This is a genomic window from Ruegeria sp. YTSA168, from assembly GCF_059610045.1.
In genome coordinates this window covers 93,392-118,303 of sequence record NZ_JBXWMW010000002.1, presented here as the reverse complement: position 1 = coordinate 118,303, position 24,912 = coordinate 93,392, and the positions used below count along the sequence as shown (strand labels likewise).

At 57.2% G+C, this 24,912-nt stretch carries 20 protein-coding genes; 10 read left to right on the top strand and 10 right to left on the bottom strand.

What is annotated here, in order from left to right; all coding sequences use genetic code 11:
• Positions 1 to 83: 83 nt before the first annotated feature.
• The 4 genes from AC2FFE_RS04335 to AC2FFE_RS04320 form a co-directional block, all read right to left on the bottom strand.
• A complete protein-coding gene (locus AC2FFE_RS04335) occupies positions 84 to 2,297 on the bottom strand; it encodes an NADP-dependent isocitrate dehydrogenase (RefSeq protein WP_496818186.1) in 2,214 nt (737 codons plus the stop codon).
• A 206-nt stretch (positions 2,298 to 2,503) separates the two neighbouring features.
• On the bottom strand, positions 2,504 to 3,625 hold the full coding sequence (locus AC2FFE_RS04330) for a tetratricopeptide repeat protein (RefSeq protein ID WP_496845982.1): 1,122 nt from the start codon (positions 3,623 to 3,625) through the stop codon (positions 2,504 to 2,506).
• Positions 3,626 to 3,734: 109 nt separating this feature from the next.
• Positions 3,735 to 4,793, bottom strand: coding sequence for an ABC transporter ATP-binding protein (locus AC2FFE_RS04325; RefSeq protein WP_496818189.1), 1,059 nt, complete (start codon positions 4,791 to 4,793; stop codon positions 3,735 to 3,737).
• The gene (locus AC2FFE_RS04320) at positions 4,790 to 5,596 is read right to left on the bottom strand and encodes an IclR family transcriptional regulator (RefSeq protein WP_496845981.1); all 807 of its coding nucleotides are present in this window, start codon (positions 5,594 to 5,596) and stop codon (positions 4,790 to 4,792) included. The genes AC2FFE_RS04325 and AC2FFE_RS04320 overlap by 4 nt, the downstream gene beginning before the upstream one ends.
• Before the next feature lie 140 nt (positions 5,597 to 5,736).
• On the opposite strand from AC2FFE_RS04320, the gene AC2FFE_RS04315 reads away from it, so the two are divergent.
• From AC2FFE_RS04315 to AC2FFE_RS04270, 10 genes are all read left to right on the top strand, one after another.
• Positions 5,737 to 6,996: an ABC transporter substrate-binding protein gene (locus AC2FFE_RS04315; protein ID WP_496818191.1), complete on the top strand. Its 1,260-nt coding sequence runs from the start codon at positions 5,737 to 5,739 to the stop codon at positions 6,994 to 6,996.
• A 94-nt stretch (positions 6,997 to 7,090) separates the two neighbouring features.
• Positions 7,091 to 8,017, top strand: coding sequence for a carbohydrate ABC transporter permease (locus AC2FFE_RS04310; protein WP_496818192.1), 927 nt, complete (start codon positions 7,091 to 7,093; stop codon positions 8,015 to 8,017).
• A gap of 1 nt (position 8,018) precedes the next feature.
• Positions 8,019 to 8,867 carry a carbohydrate ABC transporter permease gene (locus AC2FFE_RS04305; RefSeq protein WP_496818194.1) on the top strand — a complete coding sequence of 283 codons (849 nt, stop codon included), beginning with the start codon at positions 8,019 to 8,021 and terminating at the stop codon, positions 8,865 to 8,867.
• A 23-nt stretch (positions 8,868 to 8,890) separates the two neighbouring features.
• Complete coding sequence (locus tag AC2FFE_RS04300) at positions 8,891 to 10,231, top strand: alpha-glucosidase/alpha-galactosidase (RefSeq protein ID WP_496845980.1); 1,341 nt, start codon at positions 8,891 to 8,893, stop codon at positions 10,229 to 10,231.
• Positions 10,232 to 10,243: 12 nt separating this feature from the next.
• A complete protein-coding gene (locus AC2FFE_RS04295; protein ID WP_496845979.1) occupies positions 10,244 to 11,953 on the top strand; it encodes an IlvD/Edd family dehydratase in 1,710 nt (569 codons plus the stop codon).
• Positions 11,953 to 12,720, top strand: a complete 768-nt coding sequence (locus tag AC2FFE_RS04290) for an SDR family NAD(P)-dependent oxidoreductase (RefSeq protein WP_496845977.1) — start codon at positions 11,953 to 11,955, stop codon at positions 12,718 to 12,720. The genes AC2FFE_RS04295 and AC2FFE_RS04290 overlap by 1 nt, the downstream gene beginning before the upstream one ends.
• A 4-nt stretch (positions 12,721 to 12,724) precedes the next feature.
• Positions 12,725 to 13,618 carry a 2-dehydro-3-deoxygalactonokinase gene (locus tag AC2FFE_RS04285; RefSeq protein ID WP_496845976.1) on the top strand — a complete coding sequence of 298 codons (894 nt, stop codon included), beginning with the start codon at positions 12,725 to 12,727 and terminating at the stop codon, positions 13,616 to 13,618.
• On the top strand, positions 13,615 to 14,220 hold the full coding sequence (locus AC2FFE_RS04280) for a 2-dehydro-3-deoxy-6-phosphogalactonate aldolase (RefSeq protein WP_496845975.1): 606 nt from the start codon (positions 13,615 to 13,617) through the stop codon (positions 14,218 to 14,220). Before AC2FFE_RS04285 ends, AC2FFE_RS04280 begins: the two co-directional genes overlap by 4 nt.
• The gene (locus AC2FFE_RS04275) at positions 14,217 to 15,077 is read left to right on the top strand and encodes an SMP-30/gluconolactonase/LRE family protein (protein ID WP_496845974.1); all 861 of its coding nucleotides are present in this window, start codon (positions 14,217 to 14,219) and stop codon (positions 15,075 to 15,077) included. The genes AC2FFE_RS04280 and AC2FFE_RS04275 overlap by 4 nt, the downstream gene beginning before the upstream one ends.
• On the top strand, positions 15,074 to 16,990 hold the full coding sequence (locus tag AC2FFE_RS04270; RefSeq protein ID WP_496845973.1) for a beta-galactosidase: 1,917 nt from the start codon (positions 15,074 to 15,076) through the stop codon (positions 16,988 to 16,990). The genes AC2FFE_RS04275 and AC2FFE_RS04270 overlap by 4 nt, the downstream gene beginning before the upstream one ends.
• A gap of 39 nt (positions 16,991 to 17,029) precedes the next feature.
• Here AC2FFE_RS04270 and AC2FFE_RS04265 read toward each other — a convergent pair whose 3' ends face one another.
• From AC2FFE_RS04265 to AC2FFE_RS04240, 6 genes are all read right to left on the bottom strand, one after another.
• Complete coding sequence (locus AC2FFE_RS04265; protein WP_496818203.1) at positions 17,030 to 18,280, bottom strand: ABC transporter permease; 1,251 nt, start codon at positions 18,278 to 18,280, stop codon at positions 17,030 to 17,032.
• Complete coding sequence (locus AC2FFE_RS04260) at positions 18,277 to 19,197, bottom strand: ABC transporter permease (RefSeq protein WP_496818204.1); 921 nt, start codon at positions 19,195 to 19,197, stop codon at positions 18,277 to 18,279. Before AC2FFE_RS04260 ends, AC2FFE_RS04265 begins: the two co-directional genes overlap by 4 nt.
• Positions 19,198 to 19,209: 12 nt before the next feature.
• Positions 19,210 to 20,322, bottom strand: a complete 1,113-nt coding sequence (locus AC2FFE_RS04255) for an ABC transporter ATP-binding protein (protein WP_496818205.1) — start codon at positions 20,320 to 20,322, stop codon at positions 19,210 to 19,212.
• A gap of 116 nt (positions 20,323 to 20,438) precedes the next feature.
• The gene (locus tag AC2FFE_RS04250; RefSeq protein ID WP_496818206.1) at positions 20,439 to 21,563 is read right to left on the bottom strand and encodes an extracellular solute-binding protein; all 1,125 of its coding nucleotides are present in this window, start codon (positions 21,561 to 21,563) and stop codon (positions 20,439 to 20,441) included.
• A 594-nt stretch (positions 21,564 to 22,157) separates the two neighbouring features.
• Positions 22,158 to 23,249 carry an ABC transporter ATP-binding protein gene (locus AC2FFE_RS04245; protein ID WP_496845972.1) on the bottom strand — a complete coding sequence of 364 codons (1,092 nt, stop codon included), beginning with the start codon at positions 23,247 to 23,249 and terminating at the stop codon, positions 22,158 to 22,160.
• A 3-nt stretch (positions 23,250 to 23,252) separates the two neighbouring features.
• The gene (locus AC2FFE_RS04240; protein WP_496845971.1) at positions 23,253 to 24,908 is read right to left on the bottom strand and encodes an alpha-amylase family glycosyl hydrolase; all 1,656 of its coding nucleotides are present in this window, start codon (positions 24,906 to 24,908) and stop codon (positions 23,253 to 23,255) included.
• Between the last annotated feature and the right edge of the window lie 4 nt (positions 24,909 to 24,912).

The following is a 24,912-nucleotide window of genomic DNA, read 5'->3' as shown; positions in this document are numbered from 1 at the left end:
GGTCGAGACTATGACATACAAAAATCGCCTGCTCTAGGGCAGGTTTGGAAAGGCCCGCACCGATGTGGCGCGGGCCTGTTCGTTTAGTCAATGATGGCGTTCAGCGTGACGCTGGGGCGCATCACTGCTGCCGCCTTTGCCGGGTCGGTGTGATAGTATCCACCCAGATCAGCTGCAGCACCTTGGGCCGCTGCCAGTTCAGCCAGGATCTGCTCTTCTTTGGCCGCCAGTTCTTTGGCAACCGGTGCAAACTCTGCGGCCAGATCGGCATCGTTGCTTTGCGCAGCTAGCGCGTCCGCCCAATAGCGGGCGAACCAGTAGTGACTGTCGCGGTTATCAGGCTGTCCGACTTTGCGGCTGGGCGATTTGTTGTTGTCCAGAATGCCCTGCGTTGCAGCTTCGGCGGCCGCGCCCAACACGCCCGCCTTGGTGTTGCCCTTGCTATCGGCCAGGAAGTTTAGCGATTCACCCAAGGCGCAGAATTCACCCATGGAATCCCAACGCAGGTGGTTTTCCTCAACCAACTGCTGCACGTGTTTCGGGGCCGAGCCGCCAGCACCTGTTTCGAACAGACCGCCGCCATTCATCAGCTTGACGATCGACAACATCTTGGCCGAGGTGCCCAGTTCCAAAATCGGGAACAGGTCAGTCAGGTAATCACGCAACACGTTGCCTGTGATGGCAATCGAGTCGTTGCCCGCAGTAATGGTTTCCAACGACTGACGGGTCGCCTCTCGCGGGGCCATGATCTGGAACTTGTCGGCCACGCCCGCCGCCTCGAGCACGGGTTTGACGTATTTGATCAACTCAGCGTCATGGGCGCGGTTGGTATCCAGCCAAAAGATCGCCTCGGACCCCGTCAGGCGCTGACGGTCCATCGCCAGTTGGATCCAGTTCTCGATGGGGGCTTTCTTGACTGTGCAGGACCGCCATATATCGCCCGTTTCGACGTCATGCGAATGCAGCACCTCGCCATTGGCCAGAACGATGCGGATCGTGCCATCGGCAGGGGCCTGGAATGTGGTCGGGTGTGAGCCATATTCCTCGGCCTTCTGAGCCATCAGACCAACATTGGCCACAGCTCCGGCAGTCGCCGGGTTCAGCGCGCCGTTGGCTTTGAAGAACTTAATGGATTCATCATAAACCGGCGCATAGCAGCGGTCGGGGATCACGCAGTTGGTGTCGCCTTTGGCACCGATCTCGTCCCAGCCCTTGCCGCCCGCACGGATCACCGCAGGCATCGAGGCATCGATGATCACGTCCGACGGAACGTGCAGGTTGGTGATGCCTTTGTCGCTGTCCACCATATACATGGACGGGCGGTCGCCCTTGATCGCGTCGATGGCCGCCATGATGTCAGCATTGCCCTGAACACGCTCCAACAGATCACCCAGACCCGAGTTTGGATTCACGCCCAGTTCATTCAGCTCGGCACCGAATTTCTCAAACACCGGGGCCAGCCACGCCTTGACCGCATAGCCAAAGATGATCGGGTCGCTGACCTTCATCATCGTGGCCTTCATGTGCAGCGAGAACATGGTGCCGTCTTTCTTAGTGTCTTCGATGGCCTCGGCGAGGAAGGCGGACAAGGCTTTGACCGACATGAATGTTGCGTCGGCTACGGTGCCTTCGGCCAGCGGCCAGCCGTCTTTCAGAACGGTGACACTGCCGTCCTTGCCGACAAATTCGATCTTCGCATCACCGGCCTGAGCCGCCGTGATGGTCGCCGATTTCTCATTTGCGTAGAAATCATTGCCCGGCATCGAAGATACTTTGGTTTTGCTGTCCGACGCCCATTCCCCCATCGAATGCGGGTTCTTCTGAGCATAGTTCTTCACCGCCCGCGCCGCGCGGCGGTCGCTGTTGCCTTCGCGCAGAACCGGGTTCACGGCCGAGCCCTTGATTGCGTCATAGCGCGCGCGGATCGCTTTTTCTTCGTCGGTCGAAGGCTCTTCGGGGTAGTTCGGAATGTCATAGCCCTGCGACTGCAGCTCTTCGATTGCCGCCACCAACTGAGGGACAGACGCCGAGATGTTCGGCAGCTTGATCACGTTCGCATCGGGTGTTTTTACCAGCTCACCCAGAGCGGCCAGATCGTCGGTGATGCGTTGAGTGTCTGTCAGGTTTTCCGGGAAGGTCGCCAGAATACGGCCCGCCAACGAAATATCCTTGGTGCCAACGCTGACACCCGCCGCCGATGCGAACTTGCGAATGATGGGCAGAAACGAGGCGCTGGCCAGCTCAGGCGCTTCGTCTACAATGGTATACAATATGTCGAAGTTCGATTTATCTGCCATATTCTTTTACCTTTTTTAAGCCTTTCGGGGCGTGCGATCCAAGAGTTAGGCCACATCAGTGCGGCGCGGGAGGGGTCGGCGTAAGCTAACGCCCCTGGGTGACTCTGTTTTGACAGGGCCTCCCTTAAATGACCTTGGAAAGGGAATCAATCATCTAAGAAGGCGCGTTTTGCCACGGGTTGGAGCAGCCAAGAATAGATAAGTGGTCAAAGCTCGGGCGCGGGCAGCCACTTGAGCCTTAGATCTTTGTGTTCCAGATATTGGTCAATCAACGCGTCTAAGGTCTGCCTTGGGACATCTTTAACTTCACCGTCAGCATTGTTCAAAAGTCTCTTCATTTCGATAACACCGTCAATGTCCGCAGTTTCAAAGTATACATGAAAAGTGTGCCGTGCGAGGTCGCGACGGCCCAATCGTTCAAGAGTATTTGCTCGAACAACAGAACTTAGCATCAATTCGAAATCTGCCGAACCAAACAACATCCATTCAAATCGGTCAATCAAACTGATCTCAGCGATTTCCTGGGATACCAAGTACTGGACGAATTTTTCGACGAACGCGAGACCTTCGCGATCACTTCCGATGTTCAGATGAATAAGCGCATAAGGCAGCCACTGATCTTCAGTATCGGCATCCAAGGTTTGAATGGCGTCTGCCGCGCGAAGAGCTGCTTCTAAGTCCTTTGTGTGAACAATGTGGAGTGCGCCCAACTGCGAATGCAGCCATGACTTATCCGCCCAGCGATCACGATTCCCTTCCAAAAACTCAAGCGCCTCCTGAAACGCTTCGCGCTTGAAGAGGATCCCAGCTAACCGCTGTCCGGCTTTGTCGTGGTCGGGATCAATTTTGAGGATCCGTTCGTACCCCTCAATTGCATCACTCTGATTGCCATTTTTTTGGTCGAACTTGGCCTTATTAAATAGGACATGCGTGCTGTCAGGAGCAATGCGCATCGCTTGCGCATAGTCACTTCGCGCCGCGTCCAAGTTCGTCATAGCCGAGTGTGCGTAAGCTCTCGCAACCAAAACCTTCGCGTCGTCAGCGCGCAAGCGAAGCGCATGGTTGTCGTCTGCAATAGCCAGTTCATATTGTCCGTTGCAGTAGTACGCCCAACCGCGTTCCCTAAGATAGGTGACCAGTTGTTCGGCTGTAACGTCTTCCGATTCAATAAGTTCGGTGCACGCCTTGATGACGTTCGATAGTTTTGCCGAGTTACTTTGGCAAACTGAGGCCAAATCCGAAGCGCTGAGCGCTGATCTGGAAGGTCCACCAAACGACAAAATAAGTGTCGCTACGATGATAAGCAAAGCAGCAAGACGAACGTGCATACAATCTCCTATGTAACAGCAATACACACTTTAAAGTGGTATTCAGCTGTCACTACACAAGAGAAAACCGCCCAACTGTTCCTCAGCGATGCAGAAAGGTCACAATTACTTACCTAAACCTCAGCCCGGACTCAGGATCAAACACCATCATGCGTGCAGGGTCGACCGAGATGCCGATGCGCTCACCCGTGGTGCTTCGCTGGTCATCGCGTTCTTCAACGATCAGTTTGTCGCCATTGGGTGTCAACAGATAGGAGTAGGACACACCTCCCAATGCTTCGGTGAGGTCGACAGTGCAAGTTTCGGCGGAACGGTCGATGTGGATATGTTCAGGACGCATGCCCAGAGTCACATTGGACAGCCCAGCGGGCACTGCGGCCGAAACCGGCAACGGTCCGCTAAGTGCCGGGTGCGTAACATGGCCGTCGGCGTAGTCACATTCCAGAAAGTTCATCGCGGGCGATCCGATGAACCCAGCCACAAAGCGGTTGTCGGGATCGCGGTACAGGTCCATCGGGGCGCCCACCTGTTCGATCCGTCCGTCTCGCAGCACGACGATCTTGTCGGCCATGGTCATCGCTTCGACTTGATCGTGGGTTACATAGATCATCGTAGCGCCGATTTCCTGATGTAGACGAGCGATTTCCACGCGCATCTCAACCCGCAACTCGGCGTCTAGGTTCGACAAAGGCTCGTCAAACAGAAACACCTCGGGGCCGCGCACGATCGCACGCCCAATGGCCACGCGCTGACGCTGCCCCCCGGACAGGGCCTTGGGTTTGCGTTTCAGATACTGGTCCAGCTTCAGAATATTCGAGGCTTCTTGTACTTTCCTGTCGATCTCACCCTTGGCCACGCCGTTCATGCGCAGGCCAAACCCCATATTCTCAGCCACCGTCATATGCGGGTACAGCGCGTAGGTCTGAAACACCATTGCCACGCCGCGCTTGGCCGGATCCATATGGGTCACCTCGCGTGCGCCGATATGGATTTGACCTTCAGACGTTTCTTCTAGCCCCGCAATCATCCGCAACAACGTGGACTTGCCACAGCCTGATGGCCCGACAAACACACAGAACTCTCCATCTTCGATCTGCAGATCAATCCCGTGGATGACCTGGGTCTGGCCATACCGTTTGATCGCCTGGTTCAGAGTTACACCTGTCATGTCCCTTGCATCCTGTCGTCCAGAGTGTTCGGGCGGGTCTCGGGGAACCGCCACGCCTGTGCCTCGGCCCCGATCTGTTCGGCGACGCGCCGAACCCGGGGAACCCAGGCTTCCAATTGTTCGAAATTCATTCGATCGGTTGAGCCAGTCACAGAAATCGCGCCCAGCATACGCCCACCGGTGGTGAGGATCGGGCAGGCGATACAGATGATTCCGGGCTCATGTTCTTCGTCATCGACGGCAAAACCGCGCGCGCGAATACGGTCGAGATCAGCACGCAGAGCTTGCTCCGAAGTCAAAGTCTTGTCAGTGAAACGATGATAGCTTTGCTGTGACACTGCTTTGTTCAGCGCGTCCTCACCCAGAAACGCCATCATCGCCTTGCCGACGCCTGTGCAATAGGCGGGACCAACCTTGCCGGCCTGCGAATACATTTCGACCGGCTGTGCCGCATTTCGTTTATCGACATACAGGACCTGGCTGGAATCGAGTTGGGCCAGATGCACTGTCTCACCTGTTTCCCGGCTCAGCGCATCCAGAAATGGCCGCGCGATTGGGGCCAGAGAGCTTTGCGTCCAGGCCACATGGGCCAAACGAACCAATCGTAAACCGGGCGTATAGGTCTGCCGATCCGGGTCATAGGACAGCATGCCCTGATTGGTCAGGCTTTGCAAAAACCTATACAGCGTCGCCTTGGGAAAATCGCTGCGATCCAGCAGTTCCGCAAACCGAACCGGGCGTTCGAACGACGCCACCTGATCCAGCACATCACATGCTTTGCCTATTGTTCCGTCACCTGCCACGGGTGCTTGATCTCCTCCGTTTGACCCTCCCCATCCTCACGAGGGTCTTGACAAGACTAGCCGAGTCGATGTGTAGTTTTCAATATATAAAACTAGGTTTCAATATATGGAACCCGAATGGAAGCTTAAGGGAGGAAACCATGCATTCCATGTTCAAGCGCACTGCGGCTGCTCTGGCGGCCAGTGTGGCACTTGCTGCGCCCGTTGCGGCCGAGCTCACCGGCGAGCTGCGGATTTTCCTCGATACATCGAACCCGGCGCCGCGTGCGACGATGGAAGCGATGATCGAGCGGTTTGCGGCCGAGCACCCAGGGCTCGAGATTGAAACCACCGTGATCGACCGCGAAGCCTACAAGACTCAGATCCGAAACTTCCTGACGGCGGACACACCGGACGTGGCCACATGGTATGCCGCTAACCGGATGAAACCTTACGTCGAAGCAGGCCTGTTCGAAGACGTCTCGGACCTTTGGGCCGAGCCTGAGATTGCGGATAACCTAGCCTCGACCAAAGGCGCGATGACCATCGACGGCAAACAATGGGGCGTGCCCTATACTTACTACCAGTGGGGTGTTTACTACCGCAAAGACATCTTTGATGAGCTGGGCCTGAGCGAGCCGACCACCTGGGAAGAAGAACTGGCAAACTGTCAGAAGATCGTCGATTCCGGCCGTGCCTGCTATACCATCGGCACGAAGTTCCTTTGGACCGCTGGTGGCTGGTTCGACTACCTGAACATGCGCACCAATGGCTATGACTTCCACAACCAACTCGCCAATGGTGAGATCAGTTGGGAAGACGACCGGGTCAAGCAGACCTTCGCCAACTGGAAGCAGTTGATCGACATGGGTGCCTTCATCGACAATCACCAGACCTATAGCTGGCAAGAAGCCCTGCCCTTCATGGTCAACGGAGACGCCACCGCGTACCTGATGGGCAATTTTGCCGTAGCACCGCTGCGCGAGGCAGGTTTGACGGATGATCAACTGGACTTCTATCAGTTCGTTGCCATCAACCCCGATGTCGAACTGGCTGAGGACGCGCCGACCGACACGTTCCACATTCCGGCCAATGCCTCGAACAAGGAAGCCGCGCGCGAGTTCCTGCGCTTCGTTGTTTCGGCGGATGAACAGACCGAGATCAACAATGGCGCAAACCTGGGTCAGTTGCCGGTGAACGCGCAATCAACGGTGGATGACGACAAGTTCCTGCAGCAGGGCTTTACCATGCTGTCGTCGAACAGCCCCGGTGGCGTTGCTCAGTTCTGGGATCGTGACGCGCCTGCGGAAATGGCCAAAGCGTCGATGGAAGGCTTCCAGGAATTCATGGTCAAACCCGACAACGCTGACCGTATCCTTGCCAAGTTGGAACGGGCGCGCCAGCGCATCTACGACAACTAAACCGATCGGGCCGGGCTAAGACCCGGCCTACCCAATACGCAATCGCAAGGCGGGCTTCAGCCCGCCTTTACCCCACCAAACCCGGAATGTCGCCATGACCATCGCCGCAGACACCCCAGAACAGGAAAGCTGGTTCCACCGCAACCAACAGCGCATTGCACCGTGGTTGTTTCTGGCCCCGGGTCTGCTGTTCTTCATGGTCTATGTGATCATCCCGGTTTTCCAGTCCTTCAACCTGTCGCTTTATGAGTGGGACGGTTTGGGCGCGGCCGAATATGTCGGCTTTCGCAATTACGAGGACCTGTATTGGGAATGGGTTGATCGGGATGCGTTTTATATCTCGCTGAAGAACAACCTGATCTGGTTGCTCCTCTATCTGGCTGCGATCCCTGCGGGCCTGTTTATCGCGCTGTTCCTGAACCAGACAGTCTGGGGCATCCGACTGTACAAGTCGTTGTTTTTCTTTCCTTTCGTTATCTCACAGGTTGTCGTCGGCCTTGTTTTCACATGGTTCTACGACCCGACATTCGGCTTGTTGAACGAGTTTCTAGGCTTCTTTGGCATGGGCCCTCTCAACGTGCTGGGCGATGAGAGGTTTGTAACATACGGCATCATCTTCGCAGGTCTCTGGCCGCAAACCGCATACTGCATGATCCTCTATCTCACCGGCCTGAACGCTGTGGACCCTGAACAGATTGAGGCTGGACGGCTGGACGGCGCCAAAGGTGGGCGGATGCTGTGGCACATAATCCTGCCGCAACTGCGCCCGGCCACCTTTATCGCCTTTGTCGTCACCATCATCGGCGCGCTGCGGTCGTTCGACCTGATCTCGATCATGACTCAGGGCGGGCCGTTCGGATCGTCGCGCGTGCTGGCCTACTATATGTTCGAGGTCGCCCTGTCGGAATACGGTTTCCGTATGGGTTACGGCGCCGCCATCGCGGTGATCCTGTTCCTGATCATGCTCTGCTTCATCGCCTACTTCCTGTGGTCGATGTACCGCGAAGAAAAGGGGCACTGAGATGTTTCCCAAACCCATCGAAAAACAACCCCGCGCGGCGCAGATCACCTATCAGGCCATGCTACCATTGGCGCTGCTATTGTGGCTAGGGCCGCTGCTGGCGGTAGCCTTGTTCTCGGTCAAACCCGCTGCTGACTTTACGAATGCCAACTACTGGGGAATGCCATCCAGTTTCGAAGGCGCGTTCAACTATGGGCAGGTCTTCTTCAACTCGGACATGCCACGCTATCTGATGAACTCGTTCCTGATCACGGTGCCAACGGTGATCGGGTGTGTCGCGCTCAGCAGCATGACCGGCTTTGCGCTGGGGATCTACAAGTTCAGATCGAACCTCTGGATCTTCTTCATGTTTGTTGCAGGCAACTTCGTGCCTTTCCAGATTCTGATGGTACCTGTACGTGACCTGACGCTGGAGCTGGGTCTCTACAACACCAAAACCGGCCTTGTGCTGTTCCACATCGCCTTCCAGACCGGGTTCTGTACCCTCTTCATGCGCAACTTCATCCGCGCGCTGCCCTTCGAACTCATCGAGGCGGCGAGGGTTGAAGGCATCAGCGAATGGCGCATCTTCTGGTACGTGGTGCTGCCGCTGATGAAGCCGGCGATTGCAGCGCTCAGCGTGTTGATCTTCACCTTCATCTGGAACGATTACTTTTGGGCCGTGGTATTAACCCAAGGCGCTGAAAGTCAGCCTGTCACCGCAGGGATTACAAGTTTCAACGCGCAATTCCGCGCCGCCTATCAATTGATGAGTGCCGGTTCCATCGTAGCGGCCCTGCCGCCGGTGGCCATGTTCTTCCTGATGCAAAAACACTTCATCGCGGGTTTGACCCTCGGTGCCGTAAAATAACGTCAAACCAAAGGTTTGCCTCAATGACAAAGATCGCCTTCATTGGTGCGGGCTCCACGATCTTCATGCAGAACATCGTGGGTGATACACTACTGACCCCTGCGCTGGCCGATAGCCATTTCGCGCTGATGGATATCAATCCCGAACGTCTGGCTGAAAGCGAATCCGTGGCCCGTGCTATGATCCGCTCGGTCGGCATGGGCGCGACCGTTTCAACGCATACCGATCGCCGTGCCGCGCTGGACGGGGCCGATTTTGTGATCACCGCCTTTCAGATTGGCGGGTACACGCCCTGCACGGTCGCCGATTTCGAGATCCCCAAACAATACGGCCTGCGCCAGACTATCGCTGACACACTGGGTGTTGGTGGAATCATGCGCGGATTGCGTACGGTTCCGGTCCTATGGGATGTCGCTCGCGACATGATTCAACTCTGTCCCAACGCGACACTGCTGCAATATGTGAACCCGATGGCGATCAATACATGGGCGCTGGCCAAGCAATTCCCGATATTGAAACATGTGGGGCTTTGCCACTCGGTCCAGAACACGGTCGAGGAACTGGCCCATGACCTGGACCTGCCCAAGGATGAATTCCGCTACAAGGTCGCAGGCGTCAATCACGTCGCGTTCTTCCTAAAACTGGAACATCAGGGCCGCGACCTTTACCCTGCTCTGCGACAAGGATATGCCAGCGGGCGCTTGCCCAAAGCCCCGCTTTTGATGCCGCGCTGCCCAAACAAGGTGCGGTACGAAGTCATGGATCACCTTGGTTACTTCTGCACCGAAAGCTCCGAGCATCTTGCCGAATACGTTCCGTGGTTCATCAAGGACGGGCGCGAAGATCTGATCGAGCAATTCTCGATTCCTCTGGACGAATACCCCACCCGCTGCGTCGAGCAGGTTGCAAGCTGGAAAGAACAAGCCAAGACACTGACCGATGGTCGGGATATCGAAGTCTGCCGCAGCCATGAATTCGCCGCCGATCTTATGAACGCCATCGTCACTGACACGCCCTATGTGGCCTACGGCAACTTGCCCAATACCGGCCAAATCCCACAATTGCCCTTGGGTGCTGCGGTGGAAACCCCCTGTTTGGTAGACAGCAACGGCGTGCAGCCATCGGTGGTTACCGATATCCCGCCTCAATTGATCGCCCTGATGCGGACCCAGATCAACGTCCAGGAACTGACGGTGCGCGCACTGGTTGAGCAAAACCCAGAACACATCTATCACGCCGCCATGATGGACCCGCACACCGCCGCCGAACTGGATTTGCGGCAAATTCGCAGCCTTGTCACCGATCTGCTGACCGCCCATGCCGACTGGCTGCCCGATTGGTGCCGCCCGGCCCGCGCCGCTTGAAAGGCCCCGCATATGACGAAGAAACGCCGTTCACAGCATTGGTACGGAAAACTCGACAAGGATGGCTTCATTCACCGATCGTGGATGAAGAACCAAGGCTTTCCCGACCACGCGTTTGACGGGCGTCCAGTTATTGGCATCTGCAATACATGGTCGGAGCTGACCCCCTGCAACTCGGGCCTGCGCGATCTGGCCGAGGGCGTCAAACGCGGTGTGTGGGAGGCCGGAGGCTTTCCGGTCGAATTCCCGGTCATGTCGCTGGGTGAAACCCAGATGAAACCCACCGCCATGCTGTTTCGCAACCTGCTTGCGATGGATGTCGAGGAATCGATCCGTGCCTATGGCATCGACGGTGTCGTGCTGCTGGGCGGGTGTGACAAGACCACACCGGGGCAGTTGATGGGCGCGGCGTCAGTCGATCTGCCCTCAATTGTCGTCAGTTCAGGCCCGATGCTGAACGGTAAGTATCGCGGTCAGGATATCGGCTCGGGTACCGATGTGTGGAAGTTTTCCGAAGCCGTGCGCGCAGGGGAAATGACCCTGCAAGATTTCATGAACGCCGAGTCTGGCATGTCGCGCAGCGCCGGGGTCTGCATGACAATGGGCACGGCCTCAACCATGGCCTCACTGGTCGAGGCGATGGGCATGTCTCTGCCCACCAATGCTGCCCTGCCCGCCGTCGATGCGCGCCGCATGGCGCTGGCGCATCTGACCGGCAAGCGAATTGTCGAGATGGTGGACGAAGACCTCAAACCATCGGACATTCTGACCAAGGAAGCATTCGAGAACGCCATTCTGGCGAACGCGGCGGTCGGTGGTTCGACCAACGCTGTGGTCCACCTTTTGGCGCTGGCGGGCCGCGTCGGCGTTGACCTGACGCTGAAGGATTTCGAGATCGGATCGGAAATCCCATTGCTGGTAAACTGCATGCCTTCGGGCAAATACCTGATGGAAGACTTCTGTTACGCAGGCGGCGTGCCGGTTGTTCTGAACGAACTCAAATCCTTTTTGCGACCGGCCAAGACAGTTTTGAACAAGGATATCTCGGCCCATTACGATGGGGCTGAATGCTTCAACACAGACGTTATCCGCCCCTTCAACGATCCGGTAAAACCTGCCGCAGGCTTGCGTGTCCTACGCGGCAACCTTGCGCCCAACGGGGCCATCGTGAAACCCTCGGCGGCCACCGACGCGCTGCTGGAGACCGAGGCCGAGGCTTATGTGTTCGAGAACATCGAAGACCTGAAAGCCAATATCGACCGCGACGATCTACCGGTGACACCCGAGACCATTCTGGTCCTGAAAGGCTGTGGTCCCAAGGGCTATCCCGGTATGCCCGAGGTTGGCAACATGCCGATCCCGGCGAAGCTGGTGAAACAAGGCGTGCGAGACATGATCCGCATTTCCGACGCGCGCATGTCGGGCACCGCCTATGGCACCGTCATCCTGCATGTCAGCCCCGAAGCGCAGGCCGGTGGCACATTGGCGCTGGTCAAAACCGGTGACCGCATCCGTATCTCGGCCAGCCAGGGCGAGATGGATCTGCTGGTTGATGAAGCGGAACTGGACGCCCGCCGCGCGGTATGGCAACCGGATAATCCGCATTACACGCGCGGATATGCAAAACTCTATATCGATCACGTGCTGCAAGCCGATCAGGGTGCCGATCTTGATTTCCTTGTCGGCAAAGATACCCGCCTTGTGACCAGAGAGAGCCACTGATGACCCAACCCGCGACATTCCACGATTTGAACGGGGCCTCGGTCTATATCACCGGCGGCGGCTCGGGTGTTGGCGCCGCCCTGACCGATGGGTTTCTGGCCCAAGGCGCGAATGTGGCCTTTATTGGCCGCTCTGATGCCAGCGGATTTGTCGAAGAGATGCGCGACAAACACGGGCGCGCACCGCTGTTCATGCAGGGCGACATGACCGATACCGAACTGCTGCACACCACGATGCAGAAGGCAGCCGAGACACATGGTCCCTTGGACGTTCTGATCAACAACGCGGCCAATGACAAACGCCACTCGCTGGAAGAGTCCACCACCGAATTCTGGGACTGGATGATCGAGGTGAATCTGAAGGCCTACTACTTTGCGTGTCAGGAGGCGGCACGCCAGATGCAGGGCAAGGGCGGCGCGATCGTCAATTTCAGCTCGATCAGCTATATTATGGGCAATGCGGGCTATCCGATCTACACAACCTCGAATGCCGGCATCACCGGCATGACACGCTCGTTGGCGCGCGAATTGGGGCCACAAAACATCCGCGTGAACGCTCTGGCCCCAGGCTGGGTCCTGACTCAGAAACAACTGGATATGTGGGCCACGCCCGAGGACCTGGCCGCCCATTTGGACCGCCAGTGCCTTAAAGAACATCTGACACCGGAGGACATGATTGCTCCAACGCTGTTTTTGGCCTCAAACGCAAGCCGCGCCATGACGGGTCAGTGTATGGCAGTCGATGGCGGCGTGGTGGTATCGGGGTGAGGATATGAAGGCGGAGTGGATTGCTGTCGACTGGGGAACCTCCCATCTACGGGCTTGGGCCATGCAGGGCGACAGGGCCGTGGATCAAGCGCAGTGTGACAAGGGCATGTCGCGCGTGGCCAAAGGTGAGTTTCAGGCTGCACTTCTGTCACTGGTCGAACCATGGTTGAGCGATGGTCCGATCGATGTCATCGCCTGCGGCATGGTCGGCGCACGCCAGGGTTGGGTTGAGGCCCCTTATGTTGCCGTACCCTCAGAACCGGTGCCCAGTGTCCCGGTGCGCGTGCCGGACACAGATCCCCGCATTCGCGCCTTTGTTGTACCCGGCCTGAAACAGACGGCACCACCAGATGTCATGCGTGGCGAAGAGACACAAATTGCCGGTTTTGTGGCTGCGCGACCCAATTGGGATGGGGTTTTGTGCCTGCCCGGCACGCACACCAAATGGGTGCAGCTTAGCGCAGGCGAGGTTGTCAGCTTTCGCACCTTCATGACCGGAGAGATGTTTGAACTGCTGGGCGGGCACTCCGTGCTGAGGCACTCGGTCGGTAAGGGGTGGGATGACGCGGCCTTTGCCGAGGCGCTGGCAGACACGCTGTCAAAGCCCGAAAACCTTGCCGGGCGTCTGTTTGGTCTGCGTGCTGCAGATCTGTTGCAGGGGCAGGACGGAGCCATTGCACGTGCACGGCTGTCTGGCCTGTTGATCGGGGCCGAACTGGCCGCCACGCGCGCCTATTGGCTGGGGCAGCAACTGGCCATCATCGGTGCAGATCAGGTCGCCAATATCTATGCTCAAGCGCTGCAAACACAGGGCGCATTTGTCGAAACCGCCGATGCCACCGAGGTCACCTTGGCCGGATTGGCCTTGGCCCGCAGCCTGACGAGGCAAACCGCATGAGCCGCCCTATCATCGCCATTCTGCGCGGATTGCAACCGTCGGAGGCCGAAGCCGTTGGCCGCGTTATCATCGACGCCGGTATCAACCAGATCGAGGTTCCGCTGAATTCGCCCGATCCGCTGGAGAGCATCAGCCAGTTGGCCATGTCCTTTGGGGACAAAGCAGTGATCGGGGCCGGAACGGTTCTGACTGTCGAACAGGTCGAAGATGTCGCACGCGTCGGCGGCAAACTGATAGTTTCACCAAACTACGATGCCGAAGTGATTGCGCGCAGCGTAGTATTGAACATGCAAAGCTGGCCGGGCGTCTTCACCCCCACCGAAGCTTTTGCGGCGCTGAAGGCAGGTGCGACGGGGCTGAAACTGTTCCCTGGCGTGATGGCCGGGACAACGGGCCTGGCCGCATTGCGCCCTGTGTTGCCAAAGGGAACGCTGGTCTACGCCGTCGGCGGTGCGGGACCTGAGAATTTTGGTGACTGGATTGCCGCCGGTGCGGATGGGTTCGGCATTGGCTCGGCGCTCTATAAGCCGGGCATGGGCCTCTCTGAAATTGCCGACCGCGCACAGCAGATCGTCAACGCCTATGACTCGGCCATCGGATGAGTCAGGTATTTGACAACCGCCCCTGTGATTTGGGAGAAGGGCCTTTATGGCACCCGGAACGGCAGCAGCTTTTCTGGTTTGATATCAACAACAAACGTCTGATGACCCGCGAGGGGGATGAACAGAACAGCTGGGATTTCGCGGAACATGTGTCGGCAGCGGGTTGGGTAGACAAAGATACCCTTCTGATCGCATCGGAGACGGGATTGTGGCGGTTTTTGCTGAAAACGGGTGAGAAGAAGCTTGTATGCCCATTGGAAGCTGACAACCCGGCAACCCGTTCCAATGATGGGCGCGCTGATCCGTGGGGCGGGTTCTGGATCGGAACCATGGGCAAACAGGCAGAACCACATGCCGGGTCGATCTATCGGTTCTGGCAGGGTGAGTTGCGCCGTCTGGTTCCAAACGTCACGATCTCAAACGCGATCTGCTTCGCGCCCGACCGCTCTTGTGCGTACCATGCTGACACGACGACACAGCAAGTCATGCGTTGGGGGCTAGACCCTGATACAGGCTGGCCTGAGGGTGAGGCTTCGGTTTTTCTGGATTTCCGTAATGAGGCCCTGCACCCGGATGGTGCAGTTGTCGACGCAGCGGGCCATATCTGGATCGCACAATGGGGCGCGGCGCGGGTTGCGTGCTATGATCCTTCGGGGCAGTTTCAGCACGCGGTAACATTTGACGCCGCGCATACTTCGTGTCCCGCCTTTGGCGGCGACGATTTGAGCACGCTTTTCTGTACAACCGCCCGCGAGGGGCTGAGTACTGAGGCGCTTGGTGACCAACCCACAAACGGAATGACCTTTTTTGCCCCGAATGTCGGGCAAGGTCAGGCAGAACACAGAGTCCTTCTATGAAACCCGAACTTGGCGTTTGCTACTACCCCGAACACTGGCCCGAGGCTGTTTGGGCCGAAGATGCCGCGCATATGATTGAGGCCGGCCTGCGCTGGGTCCGGATCGGCGAGTTCGCCTGGAGCCGGATGGAGCCACAACCCGGCAATCTGCAGTTCAACTGGCTGGATCGCGCAATCGAAACGCTGGGGGCGGCGGGGCTGAAGGTGGTTTTGGGCACTCCGACGGCCACCCCACCCCGCTGGATGCTGGACAAACATCCCGACATGCTGGCTGTCGATCCGCAAGACCAACTGCGCAAGTTCGGCTCGCGCAGACATTACTGTTTCAGCCATGCGGGCTATATCAACGAATGCACCCGTATCACCCGGATCATGGGCGAACGCTACGGTCGCAATCCACATATCGCGGCTTGGCAGATCGACAATGAATATGGCTGCCATGACACAACGCTTAGCTACAGCACCCCCGCCCTTGCCGCGTTTCAGCGCTGGCTGGCGGATCAGTATGGCACGATTGAAGCGCTGAATGAGGCGTGGGGCAATGTGTTCTGGTCGATGGAGTACAACCGCTTCGACCAGATCGAACTGCCCAACCTAACCGTGACCGAACCAAACCCGGCGCATGTGCTGGCCTTCCGTCGTTTTAGCTCGGATCAGGTTGTGGCGTTCAACAAGGCTCAGGTGGATGTGCTTCGGCCGCTGACCGATGCGCCCTTGTTGCACAACTATATGGGCCGCGTGTTGGAGTTTGATCATTTCGATGTGGGGGCCGATCTGGATATCGCCACCTGGGACAGCTATCCGATCGGGTTCCTGTCGGACCGGCTGGAAGATGATCTGGACCACAAGACCAGATATCTGCAACAGGGTGATCCCGATATGCAAGCCTTTCACCATGACCTGTACCGCACAGTCGGACACGGGCGCTGGTGGGTGATGGAACAACAGCCCGGCCCGGTGAACTGGGCCCCCTTCAACCCTGCCCCCCTGCCCGGCATGGTCCGCCTCTGGTCGCTTGAGGCCGTGGCGCATGGGGCCGAGGTTGTCAGCTATTTCCGCTGGCGGCAGGCCCCCTTTGCGCAGGAACAGATGCATGCGGGCCTGTTGACTTCTAACAACGCAGATGCGCCTGCGATGGCCGAAGCGCGCCAAACAGCCAATGAATTGACAATGTTGGGCGCGGTGGAACAGCAACAAGCGCAGGTTGCCATCCTGTTCGACTATGCCTCGGACTGGGCCTGGACAACACAACCTCAGGGGGCTGGGTTTGATTACTTCCGGCTTGTGTTCTCGGCTTATCGTGCGCTGCGGCGTGCAGGGCTGTCGGTCGATATTGTGTCGGCAAAAGCCATTCCAAAGGGCTACAAACTGATCCTGGCACCGGGTCTGGCGACAGTAGAAGGTGATCTGGAACAGCGCCTGACCAATGCCTGTGAGTTGGCCATTCTTGGCCCGCGCAGCGGCGCGATTACCCATGATTTTCAGATCCCAACAACCGGACGACCCGGACTGGCCGGTCTGAATTGCGACGTCGCACTGGTCGAAACTCTTCCGCCCAACATCAACCGCCCCGTGACCGGAGGCGGCACCGCGCAGCATTGGATCGACCGGCTGACAGGCAGCGCCCCGGAAGTGCTGAGTTTCGAGGATGGAACACCCGCCATAAAGGGTGAAGGTGGTCTGTGGTATTTGGCCGGGTTCCCTGACCCAGAGCTTTGGGACCGCATCTTAGCAATGGCCGCTGAGCAGACCGGCCTGATCCTAACGCCCATGCCGGAAGGGCTGCGCCGCCGCGACACCTCAGAGCATACATTCCTGATCAACTACAACCCCAATGCGGTAGGATGGAACGGGCACGAAATCGCGGGTTGCGATGTGGCGATCCTGAAACGCATACCGCCCGAACAGAGCTAAATCCATTCGGGCGGCAGCAGGTTTGCTTAGGCCCCGCGCCTAGTCGTTCTGCAGGCTGTTGGGGTCAAAGACCCCACCAAACCCACCGTTATTCGACGGCTCACTTTCGGAATCAGAGCTTTCATCACCACCCAGCGTGTTAGGGGCAAAGACATTCCCAAAACCACTGTTGTTTGACGGTTTCGGTGCGGTTTGCGTGCCGCCTTGCTCGGCCTCTTCGGCCTCGCGCTGCTTGCGACGCTCCTCGCGTTCCTGACGCAGCTTTTGGATACGCTGTTCAGCCTCCAACTGCTTTTGCGCACGCACGTCGGCGATACACTGACCCGGATCATAGGCGGTGGCGGTGCCAACCACAGTGATCGTCGCCACCGCAAACACCACAACCAGAACCGCAGCCATATTCCCCGAGAAGAAGCCGGGCAGTTTGATCTTGCCTGCCAGCTCTTCCACCGTGGCCTCTTTGCGCGCTGCTGCGACCAGTTCCTGACGTTTCAGCTTCGCTTCGTTCAGCAAGGCGAAGAACACGGTCAACGCCACGATGATAAAGGCCAGAGCCGAGATCGCGGGCGTGATACCATAACGCACCTTCTGAGCCAGTTCGATGGTCAGCGTCGGGTATTCACCAAAGGTGAATGTGGTGGTGTTGTAATTCTCGAACGAAGCGAGGAACGCCAGCACCGCCGCCGAAGCAATCGCCGGGCGCATGAAAGGCAGCAGGATCTTGCGAAACGCCTGCGCATGGCTGGCGCCCAGGTCCAGTGCGGCCTCGGTCAGCGCAGTGTCATAGCGCTGCAAACGCGCCACCAGCACCAGCATGCAATAACTAGCGATAAAGGTGGATTGCCCGATCACTGTCAGGAAGATGCCATTGGACAGGAAACTATCCGCGCCCAGCCCCAGCATCCGGTTGATCCGATCCCAGAAAACCAGTGTCGAGATACCCAAGACAACACCCGGGATCAGGATCGGCGCGATGATGACCGTGTAATAGGTCGCCCGCAGCTTGGGCCAGATCTGCGTTAGCATCAACGCACCCGCCAGACCCATTGCCACCGACAGTACAACAGTCCCGGCCCCGATGATGAGCGAGTTCTTGATGCCATTCAGGATGCGTTGATCCTGAAACAGCTCTCCGAACCACTGGAAGGTCAGGCATTCCCACGGACTCATCCTTGGGAAACTGGGAGAGTTAAAGGCAGTGACCGACATGATCACCAGCGGCCCCAACAGGTACAGGAAGAAGATGACCAGATAGACCCAGATGCTTATGCGGAGGAAGGAGTTATTCATTTCCCGATATCCCCCATATTCACCTTGAACAGGCGCATCACGGCCAGCACGAACAGGATACAGGTCACCAGCAGCACGATGGCGTAGGCAGCCCCTTGCGGCCAGTCATTGTTGTCGTTGAATTGCTGATAGATCAGTTGCGTAAACCACAGGCTAGACGGCCCGCCCAAGATTTGTGGTGCGGCCAGCGCGCCCGCGCTCAGCATAAAGACCATCGTACAGCCCGAACTGATCCCCGGCTTGGCATAAGGAATGACCACTCGCCAGTGAATCCTCCACCACGGTGCACCCAGATCACGTGCAGCTTCGATCTGGTTTTTATCCAGGCTTTCTATCACGTTATACATCGGGAAGATCATCAACAGGATGTAGGCGTAGCCAAGCCCTGCATAGAGCGCGATGTCGTTGCGGATGAAGTCAAAGGGAACATCCCAAATGCCCAGCCCCATGAAAAGGGTATTCAGCACGCCGGTTTCTCCGAAGATGATGCGCAGAGCGAACGCGCGCAGGATCTCGTTGATCCAGTAGGGAATGATCAGCATGATCGCAAAGATGCGGATGTGATTGCCTTTGGTTTGACCCAAATAATAGGCAATCGGATAGCAGATGATCAGGTTAAAGATCGTCACGCAAACCGCCGCCAGCAGCGTGCGGAAAAACACCCTTAGGTCAACTGCGTTGTAATCCTGGCTGCCACCTTCTGGCCCGTAGATCAGATATTTATAGTTCTCCAGCGTATAGACGTCCTTTGGCCCACCAATCTCGGGCGGGGGCAAGTTTGGACGGAAAGAGAAGTCCAGCATAGATAGCTGGGGCAGGATGATCAGGCCGATGGTCCAAAACAGGACCAGACCCAGGATCATCAAACCCATGCCGGTGCCATTGCGGTTGAAGAATTCCCTCAGAAATTGGGGCATTTGTCTGACCCTTTACTCTGCCGCCAGTTCACCCGCCGGAACCAGAACCGCATTGCGGGTCTCGTATTCCAACGTGATCATCTGGCCAGTGTGGTCTTCGAAGGACTGCCCGAGGTTGGGTAGCGAGACTTTAATCTCTTTGCCCCCATCCCCTTCGGTGAAGATGTTGAAGACATTGCCTTCAAACTCTTCGTGTTTCACCTGCGCAGTGACAAAGTGATCTCCGGTGCTGCCATCAGGCGCGATGGCAAACGCCTCGGGCCGGACGAACATCATTGCGTCGTCACCCTCTTTCAGTTTGCCCTGATTGGCGGTAGAGATGCGCGCCACCAGATCGCCGGACCGGTTGGTCGCGATCATCGCCTCATTGCCCATGACCTGCTTGATCTTGCCGCGGAACACATTGTTTTCCCCCACAAAAGAGGCCGCAAAGGCGGTGTTGGGATCGTTGTAGATGGTTTTGCCATCCGCGATCTGGTCGATCACTCCCGCACGCATCACGGCGATATTGTCCGACATGGTCAGCGCTTCGCCTTGGTCATGAGTGATGTAGATAAAGGTAATGCCGACGCGTTGTTGAATTTCGCGCAGTTCCGTCCGCATATGCTGGCGCAACTTAAGGTCAAGCGCAGAAAGCGGTTCATCCAGCAGCAGAACATCAGGTTCCGCACAAAGCGCGCGTGCAATGGCCACCCGCTGACGCTGACCACCGGAAAGCTCGCTGGGCAGCTTGTCGCCCTGCCCCGGCAACGCGATCATATCCAGCAGCTCATCAGCGCGCTTGCGGCGTTCCGCGGCGCTCGCGCCGTTGATTTCCATCGAAAAGGTAATGTTCTCCCAAACCTTCATCAGCGGAAACAACGCAAGGTTCTGAAAGATCAGTGCGGTCGGGCGTTTATTGGGACCAATGCCCCGCATGTCATTGCCACCGATCAGAACCTTACCTTCGCTAGGGTCCAAAAACCCCGAGACCGCGCGCAGGATCGTGGTCTTGCCACAGCCCGAGGGGCCAAGGAACGAAAAGAAATCGCCCCCGTTGATGTTCACATTGGCATCACGCACGGCGACAAAATCACCGAAACGGATCCACAGGTTTTCCAGATCTACTCCGACCCCTGCACTCATGTTAGATATCTCCGACTGGCGCGCGTTGTGCTGGCACGCGGATAGGGCCTGAGGCGCCTTTGCGACGCTCAGGGTTTAGTCCCTCGCCCAATGGCGAGGGACCAGATGTTACGCGATCAGGCGCTTTTGAACTTGTTGACGAACTCGGTCCGCGTTTCCGCATACCAAGGTGCTTCGGCCGGCCACGGGTTGAGGTTGGCCAGCGAGTCACCTGGATAGGCTTCCGCAAAGTTCTTCTTGTAGGTGTCACCCGAATACTGGTCAGCACCCAGAACAGGCGAATTGTAGCCGTGGCTGTCAATCGCAACGCCCGCCGGTTTCGCCTGATAGGCAAAATCGATGAAGGCATAAACCTGTTCAACGTTCTGCGCACCGGTCGGCATCGAGATACCGTCGACCCAAGCCATCGCTCCCTCGACCGGGGCTTGATAGTGCACAGGCTCACCTGCGGATTTCAACGCCAGCGGCGGGCCGTCCCAAGTTTGGCCAACGACCACACCTTCGTTCAGCAGACCGTTCTTTTGGGTGTCGGCGTCGTTCCAGATCAGTTTGATCCGATCCTTGCGCGCAACGCACCAATCGGTGATCTGACCCCAGACCTTGCGCATGGTGTCTTCGTCGCCATAAGCGGCCCAGACCGAACCAGGCTCCATCTCGCCCGCGCGCTCCATGTAGAGACCTGCACCCAGCATCATCGAATGCGCGCGACCCATGGTTTTGCCCGCGTTCGCTTCGGACCAGACATCGCCGTATGATGGCGCGTCACCTTCGGGCAACCACAGGTCAGTACGGTAAGCAATGCCTTCGGTGCCCCAGATATGCGGCAGCCAATGCGCGCCGCTGTCGCCAAAGTTCCACGCATCGGTACCGATCTTCGCCATCGCCGGGTTCACCAGATCAACCGGCACCTTGTTCATGTCGAACGGTTGCAGCAGCTCCAGCGGTTCCCACTGAAGCGAGCGGTTGTTGGTGGGCGACACGATGTCAAAGCCCTGGCCTTTGGTGGCCTTCATCTTGTTGATGATTTCTTCGTTCGATCCGATACCGGTATAGTTCACCTTGATCCCGGTCAGCGTTTCAAATTCCTGAATAAAGCTGGGCGGCAGATAGTCCGACCACATCAGAATGTTGATTTCGCCCGACGATGCCAGCGCGCTTTTGCTGTAAAGCGGGGCCGCCAAAGCAGCAGCACCTGCGCCTTTCAGCACCGTGCGTCTGGAAAGAGTTTTCCGATCGACCATTTTGTATCTCCCATGGTTAGCCGTTGGATTTTTTTGTTTTGATTGCAGGCTAGACCTTCGCGGCAGAGCTGTCTGCTCGAAAGTGACAGTTGGCAGTTTTGATGAGTCCAGTTTGCAATCATGTCCGGCTTCTTTCGTCGACATGTTTCAAAATATGCCAGACGCATCCACCTTAGGCCGGGTTTGTAAAAGGACCAACAACATACTTGTACCAAATAACAAATGGTGATCTGCCCAGCTAACAGTTCGCATTTCGATTGGCACCTATCGCATTGGGCAAGACCAGTCGAACACCAAAAGACGAGATGAACCCCACCAAAGCAGCTTAGAGGCGGCGCTATAATGTTGATATATATACGATATTATGGCGATCATTGCCTGGTCGCCAACTGGCGCTCCGCTCTGTCGTGGAAACCAGGACCCGCTCGAACAACGCTATACAGCAAACTCTTACCTCGCCAGCGGTCTGCGAAAGGCAAAGACATAATCCGAAACGTCCGGCGCCTGATCACTATCTGATCGTCGAACAAACGAACCGAATCTGGCATTATGAAATCCAGCTACGTGGCCCCTCGGGGGAACGCCACGGCCAGTTTAGGCGCTGTGCCGTCTCATTGACATGCCGTTATGGAATAGATGCACCTTGTGTGGCGCCGCCGTCACCGATACGGATTGACCACGCAGATTGCGCTGTATGCCGGGCAGTTTGGCGATGAATGACTCGATCCCCTCGGATTTCTCGAAATAGAGCAATGTCACCTCACCCAGGGCTTCGGTGAAATCCACGGTTCCGGTCAGGATCGGAGTCTCCTCGGTCAGCACAAGGTCTTCGGGACGCACGCCGATATTCACCTCTCGCCCTTCGTCACTGGCCTCAGTCGGGATCGACGAAACTGCAGTTCCCCCTGACGCCAACGCAATCGTGGTTGTCGCTCCAGTGCCGGTGATCCGCCCGGGAAGCAGGTTCATCGAGGGCGATCCAATGAACTGCGCGACGAATTCATTGTCGGGTGTCTCATAAAGTTCCAGCGGCGTACCAACCTGCGCAATACCCTTGTTTGCGAGAACAACGATGCGACTGGCCAAGGTCATCGCCTCAACCTGATCGTGGGTCACATAGATCATGGTGCTGTCGGGCATCGCCTCTTTCAGACGTGCGATCTCGATCCGGGTGGCCACACGCAGCGCGGCATCAAGGTTCGAAAGCGGCTCGTCAAACAGATAGACCTTGGGGTCCCGCACAATCGCGCGGCCGATGGCAACGCGCTGGCGCTGGCCACCTGACAAAGCCTTGGGCAGACGATCCAGAAACGGTTCAAGCTGCAAAATCTGCGCGGCACGCTCGACCGAGGCATCAATTTCCGACGCGGGCATCTTGGCGATCTTCAGGGCAAATGCCATGTTTTCGCGCACCGTCATATGCGGATAGAGCGCGTAGCTCTGAAACACCATGGCAATGCCGCGCTGCGCTGGCGGGACATCGTTCATGACCTGCCCTTCAATCTCAAGCGTGCCGCCAGTGATTTTTTCCAACCCGGCAATCATCCGCAGCAGCGTTGATTTCCCGCAGCCCGAAGGACCGACAAAAACGATCAGCTCGCCTTGATCGATATCCAGATCGATATGTTTCAGGACATCAATCGGGCCATAGGATTTGGCAACATCCGTCAGTTTGAGTTCAGACATGGTTTACCCCTTTTCCTTGACCATCAGGCAGAATTGCGCTGCATCCAGCGCGATCTGACCTTCGCCCTCGACCGCGCCCAGATCCTGACCAATGGCGCGCCAATGGCCCTGAGGCAGCGATATCTCCGCAGCATCCGATCCCAGGTTGAAGGCACAGAACACCTGTTCAATCTCATTTTCACGCAGGAAGGTCAGAACCGTTCCGACTTGCTCCATCTGTGTCTGTGCGCCGGTCGCCAGGGCCGGATGCGCGTGGCGCAAAGCAATGGCACGGCGATAATGGTTGAGCATCGATTGCGGATCAGCCTCTAACCGGTCAACAGCCTGTTCGGCCTGTGCAGCGCTGACCGGCAACCAGGGCTCGCCTGCGCTGAACCCGGATTGCTCATCCTGCGACACCCAGACCATCGGCGTGCGGCACCCGTCACGCCCTTTGTATTCAGGCCAGAATTCGATGCCATAGGGGTCCTGCAACTTCTCGAACGGAACATCCGCTTCGTGCAGTCCCAACTCCTCGCCCTGATACAGGCAGGCCGAACCGCGCAAACACATCATCAGCACCGCATATTGCCGGGCGGCAGCCTCACTGAGGTCCCAGCGCGACGCGTGGCGCGCAACATCGTGGTTCGAAAACGCCCAGCAGGGCCAGGCATCCCGCGCCTTTGCGGATAATTGGTCAAAAACCTGCTTGGCATAGCTTGCCGTCAGCACCCGTTTCTCAAGAAACTCGAACGCGTAGCACATGTGCATCCGCTTATCGCCGGTGGTGTATTCTCCCATAATCTCAAGCCCACGCTGCGCGTCGCCGATCTCACCCAGACAGGCACGGCCCTCGTATTCATTCGTCAAGGCGCGCAGGCGTTCCAGAAACGCGATGTTTTCCGGCTGGCTTTTGGAATACAGATGGTTTTGGTGATTATAGGGGTTTACGGCCGGCGCGATCGAGGCATTGCGTTGCTCGATCGAAAGGGCTGGGTTGTCCCGCAGCTCTTTGTCGTGAAAGTAAAAGTTGATCGTATCCAGACGGAAGCCATCAACCCCCAGTTCCAACCAGAACCGTGCCATATCCAGCAGGGCATCCTGCACCTCACGGCAATGGAAATTCAAATCGGGCTGTGAACTCAGGAAATTATGCAAGTAATATTGCAGACGGCGAGAATCCCATTGCCAGGCTGAACCGCCAAAGATCGACAGCCAGTTGTTCGGCGGCGTCCCATCGGGCTTGGGGTCGGCCCAGACGAACCAATCGGATTTAGAATTGTCTCGGCTGGCACGGCTTTCACTGAACCAAGGGTGCTGATCCGACGTATGCGACAGGACCAGATCGATCATGACCTTCAGTCCCTTGGCATGCGCCTTGTCCAGAAGCTCCTGAAAATCAGCCAGAGTGCCAAACATCGGATCCACGTCCCGATAGTCACTGACATCATAGCCAAAATCCTTCATCGGAGATTTGAAGAACGGCGATATCCAGATCGCATCCACGCCAAGCGACGCGATATAATCAAGCCGTTGCGTGATGCCTTTAAGGTCACCAATACCGTCGCCATTGCTATCCTGAAAGCTGCGCGGGTAAATCTGATAGATCACCCCACCGCGCCACCACTCGGACGACACTTTGGTTGCTTTGGAAAGTTCTGCGGTGTTCTGCACGTTCATCAGA